Annotated in this window: 17 protein-coding genes, 1 pseudogene and 1 riboswitch; of the genes and pseudogenes, 4 read left to right on the forward strand and 14 right to left on the reverse strand. The window is 48.3% G+C overall.

The genetic code is table 11. The features are described from left to right. Positions 1-2: 2 nt before the first annotated feature. The 11 genes and pseudogenes from nikB to SB752_RS01020 form a co-directional block, all read right to left on the reverse strand. Complete coding sequence (nikB, locus tag SB752_RS00970) at positions 3-941, reverse strand: nickel ABC transporter permease (protein WP_410713884.1); 939 nt, start codon at positions 939-941, stop codon at positions 3-5. Beyond that, on the reverse strand, positions 941-2,617 hold the full coding sequence (locus SB752_RS00975) for an ABC transporter substrate-binding protein (protein ID WP_410713885.1): 1,677 nt from the start codon (positions 2,615-2,617) through the stop codon (positions 941-943). Before SB752_RS00975 ends, nikB begins: the two co-directional genes overlap by 1 nt. Before the next feature lie 933 nt (positions 2,618-3,550). Then, on the reverse strand, positions 3,551-4,312 hold the full coding sequence (locus SB752_RS00980; RefSeq protein ID WP_410713886.1) for an SDR family oxidoreductase: 762 nt from the start codon (positions 4,310-4,312) through the stop codon (positions 3,551-3,553). Between the two features lie 421 nt (positions 4,313-4,733). After that, entirely contained in the window at positions 4,734-5,342 is a 609-nt protein-coding gene (locus SB752_RS00985) for a GDSL-type esterase/lipase family protein (protein WP_410713887.1), read from the reverse strand. Positions 5,343-5,403: 61 nt separating this feature from the next. Then, entirely contained in the window at positions 5,404-6,063 is a 660-nt protein-coding gene (locus tag SB752_RS00990) for an ABC transporter permease (RefSeq protein WP_410713888.1), read from the reverse strand. Positions 6,064-6,078: 15 nt separating this feature from the next. Further along, positions 6,079-6,981: an osmoprotectant ABC transporter substrate-binding protein gene (locus SB752_RS00995; RefSeq protein ID WP_410713889.1), complete on the reverse strand. Its 903-nt coding sequence runs from the start codon at positions 6,979-6,981 to the stop codon at positions 6,079-6,081. A gap of 15 nt (positions 6,982-6,996) precedes the next feature. Then, positions 6,997-7,647, reverse strand: a complete 651-nt coding sequence (locus SB752_RS01000) for an ABC transporter permease (protein WP_410713890.1) — start codon at positions 7,645-7,647, stop codon at positions 6,997-6,999. A 76-nt stretch (positions 7,648-7,723) separates the two neighbouring features. Continuing rightward, positions 7,724-8,458 (reverse strand): annotated as a pseudogene (locus SB752_RS01005) (ABC transporter ATP-binding protein); the annotation flags it as partial. 213 nt (positions 8,459-8,671) lie between these two features. Beyond that, positions 8,672-8,805: riboswitch (cyclic di-AMP (ydaO/yuaA leader) on the reverse strand. A gap of 199 nt (positions 8,806-9,004) precedes the next feature. After that, positions 9,005-9,898 (reverse strand): AEC family transporter, encoded by an 894-nt coding sequence (locus SB752_RS01010; protein WP_410713891.1) that lies wholly within the window; start codon positions 9,896-9,898, stop codon positions 9,005-9,007. 483 nt (positions 9,899-10,381) lie between these two features. After that, complete coding sequence (locus tag SB752_RS01015; protein ID WP_410713892.1) at positions 10,382-11,347, reverse strand: carbohydrate kinase family protein; 966 nt, start codon at positions 11,345-11,347, stop codon at positions 10,382-10,384. 66 nt (positions 11,348-11,413) lie between these two features. Next, positions 11,414-12,109 carry a Crp/Fnr family transcriptional regulator gene (locus tag SB752_RS01020; protein ID WP_410713893.1) on the reverse strand — a complete coding sequence of 232 codons (696 nt, stop codon included), beginning with the start codon at positions 12,107-12,109 and terminating at the stop codon, positions 11,414-11,416. A 116-nt stretch (positions 12,110-12,225) separates the two neighbouring features. Here SB752_RS01020 and SB752_RS01025 point away from each other — a divergent pair, with 116 nt between their 5' ends. Beyond that, the gene (locus SB752_RS01025; RefSeq protein ID WP_410713894.1) at positions 12,226-12,567 is read left to right on the forward strand and encodes a DoxX family protein; all 342 of its coding nucleotides are present in this window, start codon (positions 12,226-12,228) and stop codon (positions 12,565-12,567) included. A 211-nt stretch (positions 12,568-12,778) separates the two neighbouring features. Here SB752_RS01025 and SB752_RS01030 read toward each other — a convergent pair whose 3' ends face one another. Then, entirely contained in the window at positions 12,779-14,155 is a 1,377-nt protein-coding gene (locus SB752_RS01030; protein WP_410713895.1) for an alkaline phosphatase, read from the reverse strand. A gap of 238 nt (positions 14,156-14,393) precedes the next feature. Between SB752_RS01030 and SB752_RS01035 the strand changes: the two genes are divergently transcribed. Both SB752_RS01035 and SB752_RS01040 read left to right on the forward strand, forming a co-directional pair. Next, the gene (locus tag SB752_RS01035) at positions 14,394-15,185 is read left to right on the forward strand and encodes a DUF2935 domain-containing protein (RefSeq protein ID WP_410713896.1); all 792 of its coding nucleotides are present in this window, start codon (positions 14,394-14,396) and stop codon (positions 15,183-15,185) included. A gap of 73 nt (positions 15,186-15,258) precedes the next feature. Continuing rightward, on the forward strand, positions 15,259-15,600 hold the full coding sequence (locus SB752_RS01040) for a YmaF family protein (RefSeq protein ID WP_410713897.1): 342 nt from the start codon (positions 15,259-15,261) through the stop codon (positions 15,598-15,600). 147 nt (positions 15,601-15,747) lie between these two features. Here SB752_RS01040 and cuyA read toward each other — a convergent pair whose 3' ends face one another. Further along, positions 15,748-16,752, reverse strand: coding sequence for a D-cysteate sulfo-lyase (cuyA, locus tag SB752_RS01045; RefSeq protein ID WP_410713898.1), 1,005 nt, complete (start codon positions 16,750-16,752; stop codon positions 15,748-15,750). Positions 16,753-17,256: 504 nt separating this feature from the next. On the opposite strand from cuyA, the gene SB752_RS01050 reads away from it, so the two are divergent. Further along, positions 17,257-18,132 (forward strand): GNAT family N-acetyltransferase, encoded by an 876-nt coding sequence (locus tag SB752_RS01050; RefSeq protein ID WP_410714258.1) that lies wholly within the window; start codon positions 17,257-17,259, stop codon positions 18,130-18,132. A gap of 71 nt (positions 18,133-18,203) precedes the next feature. On the opposite strand, the gene SB752_RS01055 is transcribed toward SB752_RS01050, so the two are convergent. Next, complete coding sequence (locus tag SB752_RS01055; protein ID WP_410713899.1) at positions 18,204-19,334, reverse strand: aminotransferase class V-fold PLP-dependent enzyme; 1,131 nt, start codon at positions 19,332-19,334, stop codon at positions 18,204-18,206. Positions 19,335-19,347 lie beyond the last annotated feature (13 nt).

The raw sequence follows: 19,347 nt of genomic DNA on the forward strand, positions 1-19,347 counted from the left end.
TTTTATGTCCCCTCCTTTGGCTGTCCGACTTCTATCCGCGGATCAATAAAGCTGTACAAAATATCGATCAAAATATTGATCAGGACAAAAATAACCCCGATGAACAAAATGATCCCCTGAACAAGTGGGAAATCACGGGAGGCAATCGCACCGATCGCGAGCGAGCCCAGACCCGGCCAGTCAAAAACACGCTCGATGATCACGGTTCCTCCCAGTAATGATGCGATCTGCAATCCCACGATCGTCACTACCGGAATCATCGCGTTGCGAAATGCATGGATGAAAAGTACTGACCCCTCTCCCAGCCCTTTGGCACGAGCGGTGCGGATGTAGTCAAATGAAAGCACCTCTACCATCCCGGCGCGTGTCAATCGACTGATGACCGTCGAGGCCAGGACGCCAAGCGTGACTGCCGGCAACACAATATCCTTGAGTCCGGTTCCTCCAGCAATCGGAAGCCACCCCAGCTTGACTGTAAACAACATGATCAGCAGGATGCCCAGCCAAAAGCTCGGAATCGAAACGCCCAATGTAGCGAGGCTCATAGCTGAGAAATCAAGGAAGGTGTCTTTGAATCTAGCTGCGATGATTCCCATCGTAATACCGATAATGATCGCCAGCAGCATTCCGCTGGCCGCCAGCTTGACGGTAGCTGGAAAGCGCTCCAAAATCTCTGTGAGGACGGGACGTCCAGTTTTGAAGGACGTCCCCAAATCCCCTTGCAGCACTCCTGCCGCATAATGAAAATATTGCGCAAGCAGCGGTCGATTCAGTCCCAGTTGCTCACGAAGCGCCTGCACTTGCTCGGCTGTCGCATTTTCTCCCAGCATGATGCGAATCGGATCACCCGGAATGAGATGAATCAGTGCAAAGGAAAAGATCGAAATGCCGATGAGTACAATCAAGCCTGTACCGAGGCGTTGGATAATAAATTGCTTCATTATTGATTCACCCAGCTATCCTGATACATCAGTCCGCGCAATGGATGAACGCGTACACCTTCGACCGGCTTACGCACGACATTGAATTGTTTTTCTGTGTATATGGGAATCCACCACGCTTGTTCCACGACGTATTTTTGAACTTCCTTGTAAACTTCCTTGCGTGCGGCACTGTCTACGGTCGTTCTGCCCTTGACCAACAGCTCGTCCAGCTTGTCGTCTTTTACCGCACTGAAGTTCAGACCGTTCGCGATTTGACTGGAATGCAGGAACAGGTAGAGAACATCCGGGTCATTGAGCGTGTAGCCCATGAGTGTCATGTCAAAGTTTCCTTTTGTCGCAGTATCCACGAGCGCGCCCCATTCCAGTGTGACGATTTTCAGTTCCACACCAATATCCTTGAGCATCGCCTGAATAATTTGCGCTGCCTGTGCCCATGTACCCGTTTGCGCCAAAATCTCCAGCTTGAGCGGCTTGCCGTCCTTTTCATAAAAGCCTTGTTCATTTTTCGTATATCCTGCCTTCTCCAAGAGTGCCCGCGCCTCGTCCGCCTGATATTTGTAGCCGTATTCCTGTACGGCTTCATCGTAGCCAAACAAGGATGGCGGCAACGGTCCGTAAGCGGCAACGCCTTCTCCTTGAATCACCGCTTTCATGATCGCTTCTTTGTTGATTGCCTTGTTCAGCGCTTGTCTCACTTCGAGCTCTGTGAAGACTGGTCTGCGCGTGTTCATCATCACATACAGGCCAAGACCGTTGCGGAGCATTTCCTTAACCTCGTATTGCGGATTATCCTTGTATTTCTTGACATCCTTCGCTTCGATTTTGCTGGCGATATCGATCGAGCCGCTTTCCAATGCAGCCAGCATCGTCTGATTTTCATTGATGAATTTATAAATTAGCTTGTCCGGGTAGGCTGGCCCCTGGTTTTTGGCAATCGGATCAGCCCACGCATAATCCTCATTGCGGACAAACGAGATGCTTTGACCATTTTCCCAGCTCTCAAATTTCCACGGCCCAATCCCGACAGGCTGACGTCCGTATTTGTCCCCTGCTTTTTTGATCGCTTCCATTGATAGCGGCTGTAGCCAGCCCGGATCACTCAAATATTGCAACAAGGGCGCAAAGGGCTGCTTTAATTTCAGGATGAGTGTTTTGTCGTCCGATGCTTCTACGGACGCTACCTCGGACAAGTTACTTCCTGCTACCTTTGCAGCTGTTTCTGGATTCAGCGCACGTTGATAGGTATCTGCGAACGATTTGGCTGTCAGAGGTGTCCCATCGTGGAACTTCACCCCGGAACGAATGACGAAATTCCACGTCTTCCCATCCTCGGAGACCGTCCAGCTCTCAGCCAGATACGGCTTAAACTCCAATGTCTCCGGATCTTGGGTAACCAGCCCGCCTCCAAGGTTTCCTGCAATTTGATTCGCCACTGCCATCCCCGTTTTCTGAATGTCCAGCTGATCCGGCTCGTCCTTAATAGCAATGGTGAGCGTGCCTCCTTTTTTCGGCTGCAGGTCTGCTGTCGCGTCTAGAGGCTTGGCTTGCGCATCCGTCCCCGTCCCTGCTCCGGGTGCAGCCGTATTCGCGCCACATCCGGCCAAAAGTGTTGCCGACACGGATAGGACTGTTGCCATTGTCAGCATTTTTTTGATCGTTGTCCCTCTACCCATATTGCTCGCCCCCTGAGATAAGGATTGATTTATTTACGAATACACTATCATTTTTTAGAAAATTTTGATTATCAGACATTTCTATAAGGTATAGATGATTTGTGGTGGTGGCAGGTCGGGCTGTAGTGGTGGAGAGGAAAAAGGAGAAAACGCTACAGATTCTTGGAACACTTGCGCTGGGGATTCACTGGACGGCTCCGTGAAAAAAGCGAAACCGCGTCCAAAGTAGAGCTCTCAAGAGGTTTTTCAGAGGTGGACGCTTAAGGGCGTGTTTCGCTTTTTTCACTGCGCCTCGGCTGTGTTCCAAAGATCTGCTGCTTATTTCTCCTTTTTCCTCAGCCAGCCTTGGCAGTTCGTCCTGCTTTTTTTATGAGCGTTTAAAGGAGTTTCAGGGCAAGTCAAGGAAGAGAATCGTCCTAATAACACCTCATGCATTTACATGGTGAATCCCCCAAAATCACCTGTGCATGAAAAAACCGTCAAAGCTATGAGGGTAGCTCTGACGGTTTCTATAGTTTTCTTTTCATGAATACACCTGCTTTTGCCCCTGCATCAACAGCTGCCATTCCACTGATAAAACTTCTTCCCTGAATCCACCAAAGAAAACAGACGTAGGGAAATCATAGCTGGCTTGAGAAAAAGGAGAAAGACGCGAAGCTCTTTGGGGCACTTCCTTCCGAGGTGGAATGGAAAAAGCGAAACACTGGTTTAAGCGTCCACCTTTGAGATTCCCCCATGAGTGAGCTACTTTGGACGCGGTTTCGCTTTTTCCATGGAACCGTACAGGGATGACCTCCTGGCAAGTGACCCAAGAAGCTGGAGCGCTTTCTCCTTTTTCTCGCCCTCCACTACAGCCTCACTGACCACCATCTTTTAAAAACAAGCTAAGAAGCTTTCTTCACTGGAACAGGCCGTTCATGTTCCACTAGATGGTCAGACTGTTGGTCCCCCGCTAACATAAATGATTTGACCGGACACATAGCTTGCTTCCTCACTCACCAAAAACGAGACGACATTCGCGATATCCTCCGGCTTTCCAGCTCTGCGTAAAGGAATCTGGGCAGCACTTTCCTTTTCAAATTCCTCAAAGCTGACACCGATCCGTCTGGCAGTCTCCTTGGTCATATCCGTGGCGATAAACCCTGGAGCAATTGCGTTCACATTAATGTTGAAGGGACCAAGCTCAATCGAAAGCGTCTTCGTAAAGCCTTGCAAGCCTGCCTTGGCTGCTGAATAGTTCGCCTGACCACGACTCCCCAGAGCAGATATGCTCGAAAGATTCACTATTTTCCCATAGCGCTGCGAAACCATATGCTTTTGGACACTGCGGCTCATTAAAAAGCTGCCCTTCAAATGAATGTCCATCACCGTGTCCCAGTCATCCTCAGACATTTTGAACAGCAAATTATCCCGAATGACCCCTGCATTGTTCACCAAAATGTCTAGACCACCAAAGCAATTCACAAGCGCTGTAACGGCGCTTTCAACCTGAGCCGCATCTGCAACATCACATGCGAGGCCAATGGCTTCTCCTCCAGCTGCCTGAATCTCGGAAACCGTCTCCGCAGTAAACTCCTCTTTCAGATCAAACACTCCGACCTTGGCTCCATCACTTGCCAGCCGTTTAGCTGTTGCCGCTCCAATTCCTCGTCCCGCTCCTGTAACGATTGCTACCTTCCCTGCTAATTTGCTCATGTAAGCCTCCTTCTGATTTCGTTAGAAAACCCGTTACGCCAACATTAATGGAACATTCAGAAAAAAACGCTTACGATATTGGATCCTTTTGGCCTCCTGTACCGCATCATTCTCCGCTTAAGAGCTTGTATCTTCCTAGTTTATATGAAAACCGTTTCGTTTTGAATGGCTTTCCTTCAGCTCATAAGCCAGCTTGGCTACCAGAATCGAGACTGCTGCGGCAATCGGTTGACTGTGCGCGATTGCTCCCTCCCACTAAGCAAAAGAAAATAGTGGGACGTACGGCAGGCTTGATACAAGATTGACTACCTGATACAAGGTTGTATCAGGTAGGAGTCTGCGCCGAGCTTTCCGGAGCAATCTGAACGAAAAAGGCCTGATCTCAGTGATCAGACCTTTCCTTGTGATATGGCCACATGTATCAGCTCGTAACCGCTGCTTGCTTCATCAGGCTCTCAGCTATTACCTGGGCAATTCTCTTGTGCCCTTTTTCATTGGGATGCAAGCCATCTGTACCCTCGTAAAAGCTGTGATCTACCTTTCCTCCGTTCAAGAAAAGGTCTTGCAGACTGACAATCATCCAGCCATTGGATTGCGCCAACTTTTTTAGCTCCTGGGTATAGATTGTGCCTGCTTCCCGCAGCTTTTCATAGCCACCGATTGGCTCCCAGACGGTGCTCACATCAATCATGGCAGGGTTGAAGCCAGCACTGGATATCCCGATGATCGGCGTAATTTGATGATGCAGCGCCTGTTTGACCATGGCATAGACATTTGCCAGCATCACATTGATCGGGACGTTCCACCACATGTCGTTGCCTCCGCCCATGATCAGTACATGAGAAGGGTTTTGCATGATTACATCAGGGTAAAATCGCCCCAGCATTCCCGTAGTCGTATCGCCGGAAATTCCTTTGTTTACAACCTCCATGCCGAGCTCGGATTGCAGCAGAGCAGGCCACGCCGCTACTTTTTTCACACCGAAGCCTTCTGTCAGACTGTCTCCCAAACATACGAGCTTTTTGATCATGAAATCCCTCCTTGTGTATACCTCGACCAAGCCCTGATCGGAGGCTGTTGCTTACTGTTGCTTACTTTTGCGTCTTCACAGTATGCAAGCGATAGCCCGCCTTTTTTTCAATCAGACCGAGCAGCATATCGACCAAAATGACCAGGAGCGCTGCTGGAATGGCACCTGCCAAGATCTTTTGATCGTCAGTTGTGGAGATTCCACGCATGATCATCTCACCCAGACCGCCCGCTCCTACAAAAGTGGCGATCGTGGCAGCACCGATGGAGACAACTGATGCGACGCGAACTCCCGCCAAAATGATCGGCAGAGCGAGCGGAATTTTCACTTTGGTCAACAGCTGCATCGGGGTCATCCCCATCCCTGTTCCTGCCTCAACCAAATTCTTGTCCACGTTTTCCAGCCCGGCATACGTATTTTGAATGATCGGCAAAAGCGCGTACAACGCGAGTGCTACAATCGCCGTACTGTACCCCAAGCCCAAAAAGATCATGATGATGAGAAGAAGCGACAGAGACGGGATTGTTTGGATAATGTTGATTATCGTCTGGATGACCGTAGCCACTGTCCGATTTCGTGTCATGAATACCGCCAGCGGTACGCCTGCCAAGATCGCGATCAAAATCGCGCTGACACTCATGTAGAGATGCTCTCCTGTCAGCTCCAAAATTTGGGTCCAGTACTTCGCCATATAGCCGATCGTCCCAACAATCAATTCCAAAGCCTGCACCTCCTTTTATTGCTTGATCAAGCCTTGCTCTACCAGAAACTTTTTGGCGATATCTGCTGGATCAAGCTTTTCGATGTCTGCTTGATAGTTTAACGCCGTCATCGTTGGCGTATCTATTTTTCCAGTCAATTTGTTGATTAGCTCTTCCAATTGTGGATACTGTTTCAACGTATCGTTGCGAACGACTGGTGAGGCACCATACGGTGGGAAAAAGTGCTTGTCGTCTTCCAGCGTTACCAGGTTGTACTCTTTCAGGCGTGAATCTGTGGAATAAGCGAGGACGATATCCACATCGCCTTTATCCACTGCCTTGTAAACCAATCCGATGTCCATTGGCGTCGTTTTGCCGAACGCAAAGCCGTATTCTTTTTTGAATGCCGGATACCCGTCATTCGTTCTCTCCAGCCATGGTGCATCAGACGCCATGTTCATGTCTTTTGCATGTGCCGCTAGATCAGAAATTTTATGCAGATTGTACTTCTCGGAAACATCCTTGCGAACGGTAAAGATATACGTATTATCAAAGCCATAGGACGGGAACCACAGCTGATCAAATTTTTCAGCAACCCCGTTTTTAACCAGATCAAATGCTTCCTGTGGATCTTTACTGAACTCTTGTAACCCCAGACTGCTGGTAAGATCGGTCCCGACGTAGCGAATCGCAGAAATTTGGATGTCGTTGTTCTGCATCGCCTTGAGCACGACCGGCGTTCCCCCGAGGCCACCAACCAGCTCCGTCTTGATATCGGAATTCGCCTCGATCAGCTGCTTCAGCATTTGTGCGATAATCGTCTGCTCCGAAGTAGCCTGATGCCCAATTTTGACAACATTTCCACCCCCGCCGCAGCCTGCTACAAGTAATGCGGCTAAGGCAGTTATGATCATTGTACTCATCCATCTATATCTCATTCGTGTGCTTCCCCCTCAATTTGCCCGCTTGCTTCTCAAGCCTTTTGGCGTGCATAATTTCTGAATTTTCTGCGTAATAAAATCAGCGATGGTTGCGAGCAAAGCAGTGGCTATCGCTCCAGTGATGAGCATACTGTCATTTGCAACTCCGAGACCTGTAAAAACGAGATAGCCTAGTCCCCCGCCGCCAATAACGGCAGCTAGAGTAGCCCAGCTAATCGTAAAAATCGTAGCCGTGCGAAATCCGCCCATGATAATCGAAAGAGCCATAGGCAACTCGACTTTGAACAAGATTTGCAGGCTCGTCATGCCCATTCCTCTCGCTGCTTCTATAAGAGCTGGGTCCACCTCTCGAATGCCTGTGAACGTGTTGCGCAGCATAGGCAGTAGAGAATAGAGGAACAAGGCAACTATGGCAGGAAAGATTCCAATTCCAAGCAAGGGAATCATCAGACCCAGGAGCGCCAGACTCGGGATCGTCTGCAAAATGTTTACGAACCCAATCACATATTTGTTCAGCTTTTCCGTTCGCGTCAGTACAATCCCAAGTGGAACGGCGATCAAAAAGCCGGCGATGACAGCGATGAAAGAAATATAGGTATGCTCCCAGGTCAGGGACAATATTTGTTCATGTCTCTCTGTTACGAATTGAAAGAAATCACTCATAGTCTCACCCCCGCTATTACGAAATACTCCATCGCGGCGGAAGCGTCGCTTTTTTGGAACCCTGTGCAGGCAGCTCCTGTACTCTGCGCAGACGCTTCACACCGATAAAATCGGCTACAAAGTCATTGGCAGGTCGCTGGAGTAAACGGTTCGGCGTATCCAGCTGCACGACAGAGCCGTTATTCATGATGCAGATGCGATCCGCAATTTTGATTGCCTCATCCATGTCATGTGTCACAAACACGATCGTTTTTTTGATCGTACGCTGCAGCCGGACAAGCTCATCTTGCAGCTGTTCTCTGCTGATCGGATCGAGTGCGCTGAACGGTTCATCCATCAAAATAATTGGCGGGTCGGCGGCCATTGCCCGAATGACACCTACACGCTGCTGCTGCCCTCCGCTTAATTCAGCTGGATAGCGGTCCTTGAACACCTTTGGGTCAAGCCCTACCATATCTAGCAGCTCATCGACCTTTTTCTCGTACTCCGCTTTTTCCATTTTCTTCAGCTTGGGCACCAAGGCAACATTCTGCCCAATGGTCATATGTGGAAATAGTCCAATCTGCTGAATGACATACCCGATATTGCGGCGCAGCTCCACCGGATCGGCTTTGGAGATATCTGCCCCGTTGATGTCAATTCTCCCAGCAGAAGGCTCGATCAAGCGATTAATCATTTTCATCGTCGTAGTCTTTCCACAACCGCTGGGTCCGATCAGAACAAACAGTTCCCCTGCTTCGATTTGAAGATCCATTCCTTTGATAATGGACACATCCCCGATGCTCTTTGCCACGTTGTGAAAGGCAATCATTCGCAACACCTCTTCTTTTCTTAAAAAGTATTTATGAACAGAAAAAAGTCGACACACCGCTCGCGTCTGGAGGCCATCCTGGACGAAAGCAAATAAGTCGACTAATCTCGTACATACATATATAGAAAAATAAGCTTGATTACATGCGAACATACGCTCAGGAAAGAGCAACAGTCAAATCGCACGCAAAATAAGCGATTGCAACGAAATGTATGCAATATCTGCTTTAGCCGACGAGGTTAGCTGACGGGTAGGATGGCAGGTAGCATCCCTTCTGTATGCACAGAATTAACCCCAAGAGTGGTTCCCCCGTTTCCGTTTGTCACGGAACTAGGCCCGATATGAAATTATTGCGATACAAATAGCTTATCATTTACTTAGCACAACAACAATTTTGAAAATTCGTGATATCAACCGTTCTTACGTGGTCAGAGCCAGTTAACCGTAATGACCGGTCCTATTCGTATGAATACTCCCATATCCTTCCGCATGCTAACCAACTGGTTGCTAATAATCCCCATATTATGTTCCCTGGTCAAACCATGCTCAATGCAAAAGGTTTAGCAAAAAAGTTAATGTCCCGACACTCATCACTGTCGTTACGAGCACACTGCTGGAAACGAATTGCGGACGCATATTAAACTGAATCGCATAAATCGCGGTTGTCGCAGCAGACGGCATCGCTGCCAAAATGATCAACACCTTCTGTAACAGCGGATCGATCGGAAAGAACAAGCAAATCACGTACGCCAAAATCGGTGAGGCAACCAATCGGATGACACTTGCTGCGCTAAGCCCCTGCCACTCAAAGGTACGTGATGACACATTCGCCAGCTGCATTCCAAGAATGAGCATGATGACGGGAATTGCCGCCTGCGCTACGAGATCGATCGCCTGGTAGTAGCTCTCCGGAATGACCACATTCAGTTGCTGGAGCAGAACCGCAAGTACGACAGCATAATTGGATGGCTGCTTGAAAATCGCCTTGACTGCTGTAGTGACACCACCTCCGCCTCTGGAAGCAAAATACACGCCGAAGACACCCATGATGATGGAATGAAAAACCATGATCTGTACGGCATAGACAAACCCGGCATCGCCGTACGCAAACAAAATGATCGGTGTCCCGTAGTTCCCGCTGTTCATGAAAGCGGTCGACAGCATCAGGGCGCTTTCTTGCTGCTTATCGTAGTGAAAAAAGCGCGCAGTCAGCTGTGTGATGAGGATCAACGCCCCCAATAGCAGCATGGAAATGACGACGATATAGAATAATTGCAAATCGAGCTCGGTTTTGTAAAAGGTACGGAAAACTAGAGCTGTCGTCAAAATGTAGATCGCCAGCGTAGAAATCGGCTTGAGATCAAGCTTGAAGATGCGCTGCAAAATATAACCACTGAGAAAAATCAGCAAAACAGGCAAAATGACTTCCAGAAAAATCATGATGAATACCTACTTCCCCCATCAAGTAACTTTCTTCCTTTAGTATAGCAGAGGTGTTTGTAAAAATGCGGAATTATCACACTACTAGTGCATTTATGTTATATGCTAGCTTTTGTGTGGAGAAGGAAACAGGAGAAAACGCTCCAGGTTCTTGGGCTACTAGCTTGGAGGTTTCACTGTACGACTACGTGAAAAAAACGAAACCGCGTCCAAAGTAGAACTCCCATAGGAGTCTCTCAGAGGTGGACGCTTAAGGGCGTGTTTCGTTTTTTTCACTCCGTCTCAGCAAGTATCCCAAAGACCTTCGCTTTTTTCTCCTGTTTCCTTTGGACAGCCTTTTTACTATTTCGCGCTTTCTTGAAAGAACTTTTGAAATGCAACACTTCTTATGAATCACGACAATAATCGATTAACATGATCATATGAAAATGCCTGATGCGCGTCTTCTGTATCGATTGACTTCGCTTCAGGCTCTGTCATTCTTTATCGTGTATTTTCCTCTATAAAACTCTCCACTTCCTCCAGCGATGGCATCGCAGGAATGGCCCCTGTCTTGGTCGTAGCAAGCGCACCGACGGCATTGGCAAAGCGGATCAATTGTTCCAGCTCTGTCTGTGAGAGTGTCGCTATGTCTTCTTTTGCCTCCAATATTTGATACAGCATGCCGCCGAAAAAAGCATCCCCTGCACCTGTCGTATCAACCGCATCAACCTTGAAGCCACGGACGATCCCACAGTGATCTTGCGTGCGATAAAAGCAGCCTTTTGCCCCAAGCGTCACCAGAATGAGCTGGTTTCCATATTCCTGAATCAACCAGTCTGTAGCCTCGTGGATTTCAGCAGCTGGCGCCAAAAAAGCGACCTCTTCTTCGGACAGCTTGACGATATCTGCTTGGCTGATCCCGGACAGAATAATTCGCTTCGCTTCCTCTTCGTCGTTCCACAATGATGCTCGATAGTTGGGATCAAACGAAACGAGGCGCTGGTTGTTCTTCGCAATCTCCACTGCTTTTCTCGTTGCTGCTCTGGCAGGCTCATGCGTCAGCGAGAGGGAGCCAAAATGAAAGAGACGTGCCCCAGCAACCAGATCAGCATCGATATCTGTTTCCCGCAGCAGTGTATCTGCTCCCGGATTGCGATAAAAGTGAAAGGACCGATCCGCGTTTTCGTTAAGATGTACGAAAGCAAGCGTGGTCGGAGCTTCGCTTGTCATGATCAGCCCCGTTGTCCCGATGTTTACGTCTAGCAAGGTCTGCTTCAAAAACTGGCCAAAGGCATCGTGCCCCACAGCCCCGATAAACGAAGTCCTTTTGCCTAAACGCGACAATGCAGTCAGTACATTCGCCGGTGCACCTCCAGGGTTTTGCTCAAAAGCGATTTTTCCTTTCTCCGCATGTGACGTAGGGGTAAAGTCAATTAATAGCTCCCCACAAGCAATGACATCCAGCATATCGTTCTCTCCCTTTTCTATTTGATGCTTTTACGATGGCATCGATTTTTCTTCACTACCAGAAAACTACCTGCATACTTCCCATGCCATTTTCAATCGTTCGGGATGAACACGCAACGGTTTACGAAGTCCTTCCTTACTGACGATGCCCTCTGCTGCAAGCTGGGTTAACTGCTCTGAGACGGTTTCGCGGATACTTCCCATCATGCTTGCCAGCTCCTGATGCGTCAGCTTCACACCCAGCTCAATCCATTCCTGATTTGTACCCGAGCCGAACTTTTCCGAGAGCTTGTGCAGCAAAAAGAGCAATCTTTTTCGCACGCTCCCGTATGCCATATGCTCCATCATCTCTTCTACCTCTTTCAGGCGTGTCGAGATAATCTCGATAAAATGCAGGGCGAGCTCCGGCTTTTCCCGCATCAGCTGTTCAAACTGCGGCTTGTTAATCGTACAGATGACGCAGTCCTCCCACGCCTCGGCGTACATGTTTTCGGAGCTGATGGTGAAGGACCCGATTTCCCCGAATATGTGGCCGACACGCAATAAGTCTACGGTCAGCTCTTTTCCGCCCTCTGACAGCTTATATAAACGAACCATTCCTGACTTGACCAAATACAAGAGCTTCCCGCCGTGATGGGGGGAAGCAATGATGGTTCCTTTTTTGATTGTGTTCATCGGTGTAATCGGTTCGATCTGTATGAGCTCCTCTTTGCTCAGCTTTTGAAACAAATCGACCCGCGATAAAAACTTGCTCTTGTCCACCCAAGTGCCCCTTCCTCTCCCAGTGTAGTTTTCCCTACATATTTGGCATGCTTTGTTCCATTATACTATGTCTGGAAAGCAGAACGATGGGCTTTCTATGGAGAGGAGTGTAGAGCTTGAATGTACTTACAGCCATTCTTCAAGTTATTTTGTTTGGCATGTTTACCTTTTCAGCAATCTTGAAATTTTCCCGTAGCAAATCGATGGTCCAGCATTGGAACGAGTATCGGTACCCGTTCTGGTTTATGGATGTCATGGCTTCCTTGGAATTGCTCGGGGCAATAGGGATGCTCGCTGCCTTTTGGGCTCCAGCTCTAATGAAGTATGTCGCAGTCTTGTTTATCGTCCTAATGCTCGGTGCGGTTCATGCCCATCTGTTCCGGGCGAGGCACAAGCCAATCATGGCAATCAACGCTTTCTTCATGCTTGTGTTCTCTGCTGTGCTTCTAATCAGCTAGCAAAAAGCTCGCCAATCATCTGGCGAGCTTCTTCACTTCCGCCTGCGATCTGCCCCAACAACGCGGTCCCCGCCACACTATTACTGTACTGGTCGATAGCCGGGCCGTGCTTGGCGAGATCCAATAGTCGGGAATCCCTGCCTCTACCAATCCCAGTGATCAAACGGGAGGAAAAAACTGGCGCTTTCTCACGCCAGCCTGATTCTATCTACTATTTTTTACCTTTATTTCCACCCAGAATCTCGAAAATGACTTCTGCGTTTTTCGTGTTGTCGATCAAACCGGAAAGCTTTTCTTTACCTGGACCAAACGCATACACATTGACGTCTTCCCCTGTATGTCCGCCAGTTGTCCAACCTGTAAAGGAGCGCTTGTCAAAAATCGCTTCAATTGCATTATCGATCTCAACCGCTTTTTTCGTTTCTGCTGCCTTTTTCACAGAATCAATTTCTTCTTTTGTCAGTTCCAAATCAATATAATTCTTCAAGGTTTCTTCAACGCCAGCGCCTTTTGCGATTTCTGCAGCCATGAAATCAGGCGTGCGTTTCGCTGCTTTAATCGGTTCGACAAAGAAATTATATTCGTCTCTCGCGCCCACAGAGAGACCTCCTGTGGAGTGGTCCGCAGTGGCTACTACCAGCGTGTGTCCGTCCTTCTTGGCAAAATCGATTGCAGCTTTAAAAGCCTTTTCGAAATCTTCCATTTCACTCATAGCTGCCACAATATCGTTATCGTGTCCAGCCCAGTCGATCTGACTGCCTTCCACCATCAGGAAGAAGCCGTCTTTATTTTTGCTCAGTCTTTGAATCGCTGCGTTGGTCATGTCTTCCAACGAAGGAGTCGATTCCGAGCGATCAATCATCTTGTCCATACCGCCTGATGCAAACAAGCCAAGGATTTGCTCATTCTTATCTTTTAGAAGAGCTTGTTTATTCGTAACAAAGCTATAGCCCGCTTTTTTAACTTCTTCCGTCAGATTCCGATCCTTGCGATCAAAGTTGACCAAGCCCCCGCCAAGCAAAACGTCGATCTTGTGCTTGCCGTTGATTTTTTCATCAAAGTAGTCATTAGCAATCGCGTCCATGTTCTTACGGCTTTCATCATGGGCACCAAAAGCAGCAGGCGTCGCATGCGTAATTTCGGAAGTAGCTACCAGGCCTGTAGATTTGCCGACTTTTTTCGCTCTCTCCAGAACAGTCTCTACCTCGACTTTGGTTTTATCTACAGCAATTGCATTGTTGTACGTCTTTACTCCGGAAGACATAGCCGTAGCTGCGGAAGCAGAATCCGTGATGTTTTGCTTATCATCATCGGCATACGTCATTTGCGCTCCCACGAGATATTTGTCAAATTCCGTTAACTCTTTTGTCGGCGTTTTTTGATCATCCTTCAGATAGCGGTACGCTGTTGTATAGGCCGGACCCATCCCGTCACCGATTAAGAAAATGACATTTTTCACTTGCGCATTGTTTGTTTGGCTTTCTTGCGCTGTTGCAATACCAGTATGCGCTCCATACAGTGAAGCTGTAATTGCTAGCGAGGAAATCACAGCCATCGGTAGCATTTTCTTGGAGAATTTATGTAACATCTTGTACCTCCTAAAGAATGAATTTTCATTGATGTCATACAAGATTTTACTGTTTGTACATTAAGATTTGATGTTCCGTATGTAAAGAAGCGTAAGGAAATCGTTAAACCGCATTTACACATGTAGATGGGTAAACGCATAGATATACATCGAGATCATTCAGCGTCAAAAACCTATTCAGCAGCGATTGCTGTTTACAGCGCGAGAATGCACGATTGAATGTATTTGGAGGTACGTCATGACAGATGTATTTGTTGAAAGGTCATTAGAAGAGATACGATTTTGGTCTCGTATCATGAAGGAGCATTCGTTATTTCTAAAATTAGGATTTAACTGTGACGATACGAAATTGATAAACGAAGCCGACCGTTTTTACAACATTTTTGAAGACATCGAGAACCGCGCACTTGCCTTTACTCCCGATACCGACCCACAAAATATCTACGAATTTAACCAAGTCGTTTCCAATGCGGTCAGTCACATTTGGGCATTCAAGCGACATGTACTTGGCTTGATTATTCAGTGTAAAATCCTAGGCAACAACTTTCCCTTATTAGTGGATCATGTGAGCAGAGAAGCAGCCTATTTCAGGAAACGGCTGACGCAGCTGAATACCGGTACCCTCGATCCACTGCCGGATGCAGTTATTAATGAGAACGTATTCTTCCTGCGCATTATGGCTGACCACGCAAAATTTATCAACCATTTGCTTGATCCATCGGAAAGAAAGCTCGTTGAGCAGGCCAGAGACTTTAGTCATGACTTTGATCAGCTCTTATTCCAGGCACAAGATCTCGACTCGATGAGACCGCAATCTCAAACGCAGCCTCTGCTCGATCAGTTTGTGGATCAGAATCGTGTTTCGGTCCGGCAGTTGCGTGACTTTAAGAAAACAGCCCGTGACCTGATTGAAGCTTGCAGAATTAAAAGCATCATCCCTCCGCTACTCGCTGACCATGTCTTTAGAGAAGCATCGCATTTTCTCGAAATCTTGGATTCCTTTGAAATAGCGCTAACCTCCTCCAAGTAGTTATCGTTTCGAAAAGCACGTCCTGACACCCTCCTGTTCACGGAGAAAATTGAATACGAAGGGGTATTTCGAGTTGAATGATAAACATGGTCATTCCTTGCGCTTTGTGAGAATCGTCGACAGTCCAAATCATTTGCATAATTATGACACGCAAACAACCGTTAACGACCGTCATCGACATCGCATGAGTGGCAGAACCTCGCTCCCGCAAAACATCGGCAACCAGCAGCATGTGCATTACTATGAAGGGACAACATCGTTTAATGACGGGCATGTCCATGATTACAACGGTTGGACTGGTCCAGCTATTCCCTTGCCGAACGGAAGCCATTACCATGAATTTTCTGGGCAAACCACTTATGATGATGGACATATTCATTCCTATCGTGGAGTTACTAGTGAGGCTATTTTGTGAAAGCCGTGATGAGTATTTTAACCTGGTCTCAAGTTGACCAGGTTTTTCTCATATAAGCACAGATAGATTTTAGACCGTCATATACAAAAAAGAGGAGACAGTCCAATCTGCCTCCTCCTTTCATGCTATCCAGTTAAGGGAACTCTTCTACTTTTTCTCAGACAAGAACAAATTCGGAGCCGTATACAGTGCTGGTGAACCGCCTGTATGCAGGAACAGCACATGATCCTCTTTTGTAAACTTCCCTTCGCGAATCATGCCGATCAAGCCTGCCATCGCTTTCCCAGTATATACTGGGTCAAGCAGGATTCCTTCGGTGCGAGCGAGCAGCTGGACAGCTTCAATCATTTCATCCGTAGGAAGTGCGTAGCCTGGTCCTACATACTGGTCTTCACATTGGACCGCTGACGACAAGATTTCACCTGTAAGTCCGACTACCTCCGCTGTGCCTCGGACGAGCTCCAGCACCTTGGCTTCCTGGGATGCACGATCGCGGCTTACGTTGACCCCGATCACCTTGGTATTGGACTGTCTCGCCATGAAGCCTGCAATTAGACCCGCTTGCGTACCGCCGCTGCCTGTTGCTGTCACGACATAATCATAAGGCGTCGCTGTCTCCCACGCTTGCTGCTCGATTTCCTCGGCACATGCCATATAGCCGAGAGACCCCACTTCATTGGAGCCCCCAACCGGGATCAGATATGCTTTTCTGCCTTCCTTTTTCAGTGCTTGCGCCAGCTCTTCCATCGCTGCCAGCATATCGCCATCGGATGGAATCACTTCGATTTTCTCGGCGCCAAGCAAATGAAACAACAGATGGTTGCCGCTGGCTAGAGGATTGTAGCCCGTCTCAGGCTCGGTCAAAACGAGCTGACACGCCAAGCCTTCACGTACCGCAGCAGCCAGCGTCAACCGGCAGTGATTTGACTGAACTGCCCCACACGTAATCAGTGTATCGGCACCTTGCTTGATCGCATCTGCAACCAGATACTCCAGCTTACGCGTCTTGTTTCCTCCGGCAGTAAGTCCCAAAAGGTCGTCGCGTTTAATCGAAATGGTTGGTCCTCCCAAAGCCTTGGATAGTCTGTCCAGCTTTTCGATGGGTGTGTTCCCTGTCGTGTATTGTCTGCGCTCATAACGGATCGGATTCATGGGCACTCTCCTTTTGCTCATTGATTGATTGGATATTAAATACTCGTTCACGCAGATGGATTCCTGCCTGGTCATATACTATCGGAGGTGGATGAATCGTGCAGGCGCAAAAAATGGATTGTAATGAATTTACATATCGCATATAGTGTTAGGGAGTAATTGATTTTCAACAATCCTGGAGGTGGGGAATATGACAACGACATACGTGAGCTTTATTTCCGCATGTAATCATATTCTAAATCCCCATCTGGCGTACGTGAAAACCTCCTAGTTCATCTAGAAGGTTCTCCTAGCTGTGCCTACAACACGGGGATAACCCGTGTTTTTTTGTTGCAGCACTGTACGCGTCCAAGGCTTGGTGTAGTGTAACCAGGTTTGTTTAAGCGAGCCGCCGTGGGGATGGACTATCCCTACGGCTTTTTTGCTTTTGTAGTGCCTTGGGGATTGACAGCTCCACGGCTTTTTCCATTCTCAATATAATTGGAGGTTGAAACGGTGAGTACAATGAACAACACAGGCTTGGTAGCAGCAAAAGGGCTTTCAGAAGAGTGGCTGCAGGAAATTATCCATTTGGCAAAAGCATGCGAGGCACACGATGGATTTGATTTGTCCAGCAATCTGAATGTGTCGATGCTGCAAAACCGTTCCCCTGAGCAAACGAATGATTTCCTCTATTTTCAGGATGGTACGCTCGTTGGCTTCCTCGGGATGTATGCGATTGTCAGCCCAAGCGAAGTGGAGATCAGCGGAATGGTTCATCCAGACTATCGAAGAAAAGGAATCTTTCGCACTCTTTATGCACAAGCAAAAGCGGAATGCGAAAAGCGTGGGGTCACACAAATACTACTCGTCAGTAATCGAGAGTCCAAGGAAGCGAATGCTTTTGCGGAAGGGGTTGCCGCTACGTACCACTTTTCTGAATACAAGCTGGATTACTCTGTCCAAACGCAGCCAACTCCTGCAGCAATTGATAACCGTCTTCTGCTGCGGCCTGCAACGCCCGAGGACTTTCAGGTACTGGTTGAGATTGGCGTCAGTGGTTTTGGAGACTCAGCCGAGCTCATGACTGCATTGGTTACACGCAATCTGTCAGAGCCTGACTTTCAAACGTATCTGGCTCTGTATGAGTCTGAGCCTGTCGGAATGATTACCGTCAGCGAAGAGGATCACGCATTATTCATCTCGGGATTTTGCGTAAAAAAAGGGCTCCAAGGGAGGGGACTCGGGAGAAAAATCCTTTCGCAGACAGTGGAAATCCTGAATCAACGAGAGCACAATGGAATTAGCCTGGAAGTGGCTGTCGATAATCAAAATGCCTTGGCACTCTATCAATCTACTGGCTTTGACGTCGTCTCGGTCTACGACTACTACGCAGGATAATAAAATGGCTATCCAATGCCGCAACCAGTCAAACCTTAATCGACTGAACGAGCATGGATAGCCCTTTCGTTTTACTTCAAGCTGGATGGATCGGGGAGCAGCTCTATGAATTTCTCCACATCAGTGCTGTCGTTAAACAGGTGGATGGAAGCACGCACTCTCCCATCCCCACCCCATACGTAGACGTCCTGCTGCTGCAAGCACCCTGCTACCGTACTGCCTTGGTCACATACGATGGATATGTTTCCTGCGCGTTGGGACGGCTCGTCAGGTGTCATCACCTCATAGCCTCGCGTACGCACCTGCTCGATTAATTCATCCCCCAAACACAGAACATGCTGCTCCACATTTTCAACTCCTACGTCTGCTAAAAATCCGGTGCTGTAAGCCAGGGAATACAGTGACGCGTAGCTCGGATAGCCCCGTTCGTACCGCCGGGCATCCTCGTGCAGCGTATATGTTTCAAAACGGCTCGGACCGAATTGTGCCTGGATGCTTCGCCAACCCGGCGTGCGGAAAACGAGATCACGGACCCGTTCACTCTGATTCACGGCAAGAATTCCTGCTCCATGGATAGAGAGCAGCCATTTGTAGGAGCTGCATACGATGAAATCGGTATCCTCAAGATAGACAGGAACGACTCCCATAGACTGGGTGACATCGAGCAAAAGCAAGGCATCCGTCTTCTTCAGCGACTGATACAGTCTGCGATAATCCATCCTGCTGCCAGACATGTAGCTGACATGGCTGGTCATCACAAGTCTGGTTCGATTGTCTACCCGATCGAGGATATCTTCGATAGAAACCTGCCAATTCGTATGCCCGACGACCCTCACTTCCACCCCCTTTTGCTGCAAGCCTAACCACGGCAAGACACCAGAAGGGAATTCCAGCGTATTGATTATGATGTTGTCTCCCTGACGAAACGGGATTGAGCCAGCGATAATGCCAATCGCTTCTGATGTATTCGAGATCAAGGCGATATCGTCTGCACTGCCATGGAGCAGTCTTGCCACATTTTGCTTGCAGGCTGCTTCGACGAGGGAGTTTCTTTCTCTGCCGAGCGGCCCCCTGCTTCTCATATGCAAATATTCGTTGACCGCCTCCAGACTTCCGCGCAAGGTAGGCGTCTCGGCTCCACTGTATAGCCAGGTGCAGCTATCCAGTCCTAGAAACAAGGATTTATCCACCAAAGACTTCATGAGCGCCAGATCC

Source organism: Brevibacillus sp. SIMBA_040, assembly GCF_046535075.1.
Classification (GTDB): Bacteria; Bacillota; Bacilli; order Brevibacillales; family Brevibacillaceae; genus Brevibacillus.

Coding starts and splice junctions, on each gene's coding strand:
- nikB (WP_410713884.1), bottom strand. CDS start 941: ATGAAGCAATTTATTATCCAACGCCTCGGTACAGGCTTGATTGTACTC.
- SB752_RS00975 (WP_410713885.1), bottom strand. CDS start 2,617: ATGGGTAGAGGGACAACGATCAAAAAAATGCTGACAATGGCAACAGTC.
- SB752_RS00980 (WP_410713886.1), bottom strand. CDS start 4,312: ATGAGCAAATTAGCAGGGAAGGTAGCAATCGTTACAGGAGCGGGACGA.
- SB752_RS00985 (WP_410713887.1), bottom strand. CDS start 5,342: ATGATCAAAAAGCTCGTATGTTTGGGAGACAGTCTGACAGAAGGCTTC.
- SB752_RS00995 (WP_410713889.1), bottom strand. CDS start 6,981: ATGAGATATAGATGGATGAGTACAATGATCATAACTGCCTTAGCCGCA.
- SB752_RS01000 (WP_410713890.1), bottom strand. CDS start 7,647: ATGAGTGATTTCTTTCAATTCGTAACAGAGAGACATGAACAAATATTG.
- SB752_RS01010 (WP_410713891.1), bottom strand. CDS start 9,898: ATGATTTTTCTGGAAGTCATTTTGCCTGTTTTGCTGATTTTTCTCAGT.
- SB752_RS01015 (WP_410713892.1), bottom strand. CDS start 11,347: ATGCTGGATGTCATTGCTTGTGGGGAGCTATTAATTGACTTTACCCCT.
- SB752_RS01030 (WP_410713895.1), bottom strand. CDS start 14,155: ATGTTACATAAATTCTCCAAGAAAATGCTACCGATGGCTGTGATTTCC.
- SB752_RS01035 (WP_410713896.1), top strand. CDS start 14,394: ATGACAGATGTATTTGTTGAAAGGTCATTAGAAGAGATACGATTTTGG.
- cuyA (WP_410713898.1), bottom strand. CDS start 16,752: ATGAATCCGATCCGTTATGAGCGCAGACAATACACGACAGGGAACACA.
- SB752_RS01050 (WP_410714258.1), top strand. CDS start 17,257: ATGAACAACACAGGCTTGGTAGCAGCAAAAGGGCTTTCAGAAGAGTGG.
- SB752_RS01055 (WP_410713899.1), bottom strand. CDS start 19,334: ATGAAGTCTTTGGTGGATAAATCCTTGTTTCTAGGACTGGATAGCTGC.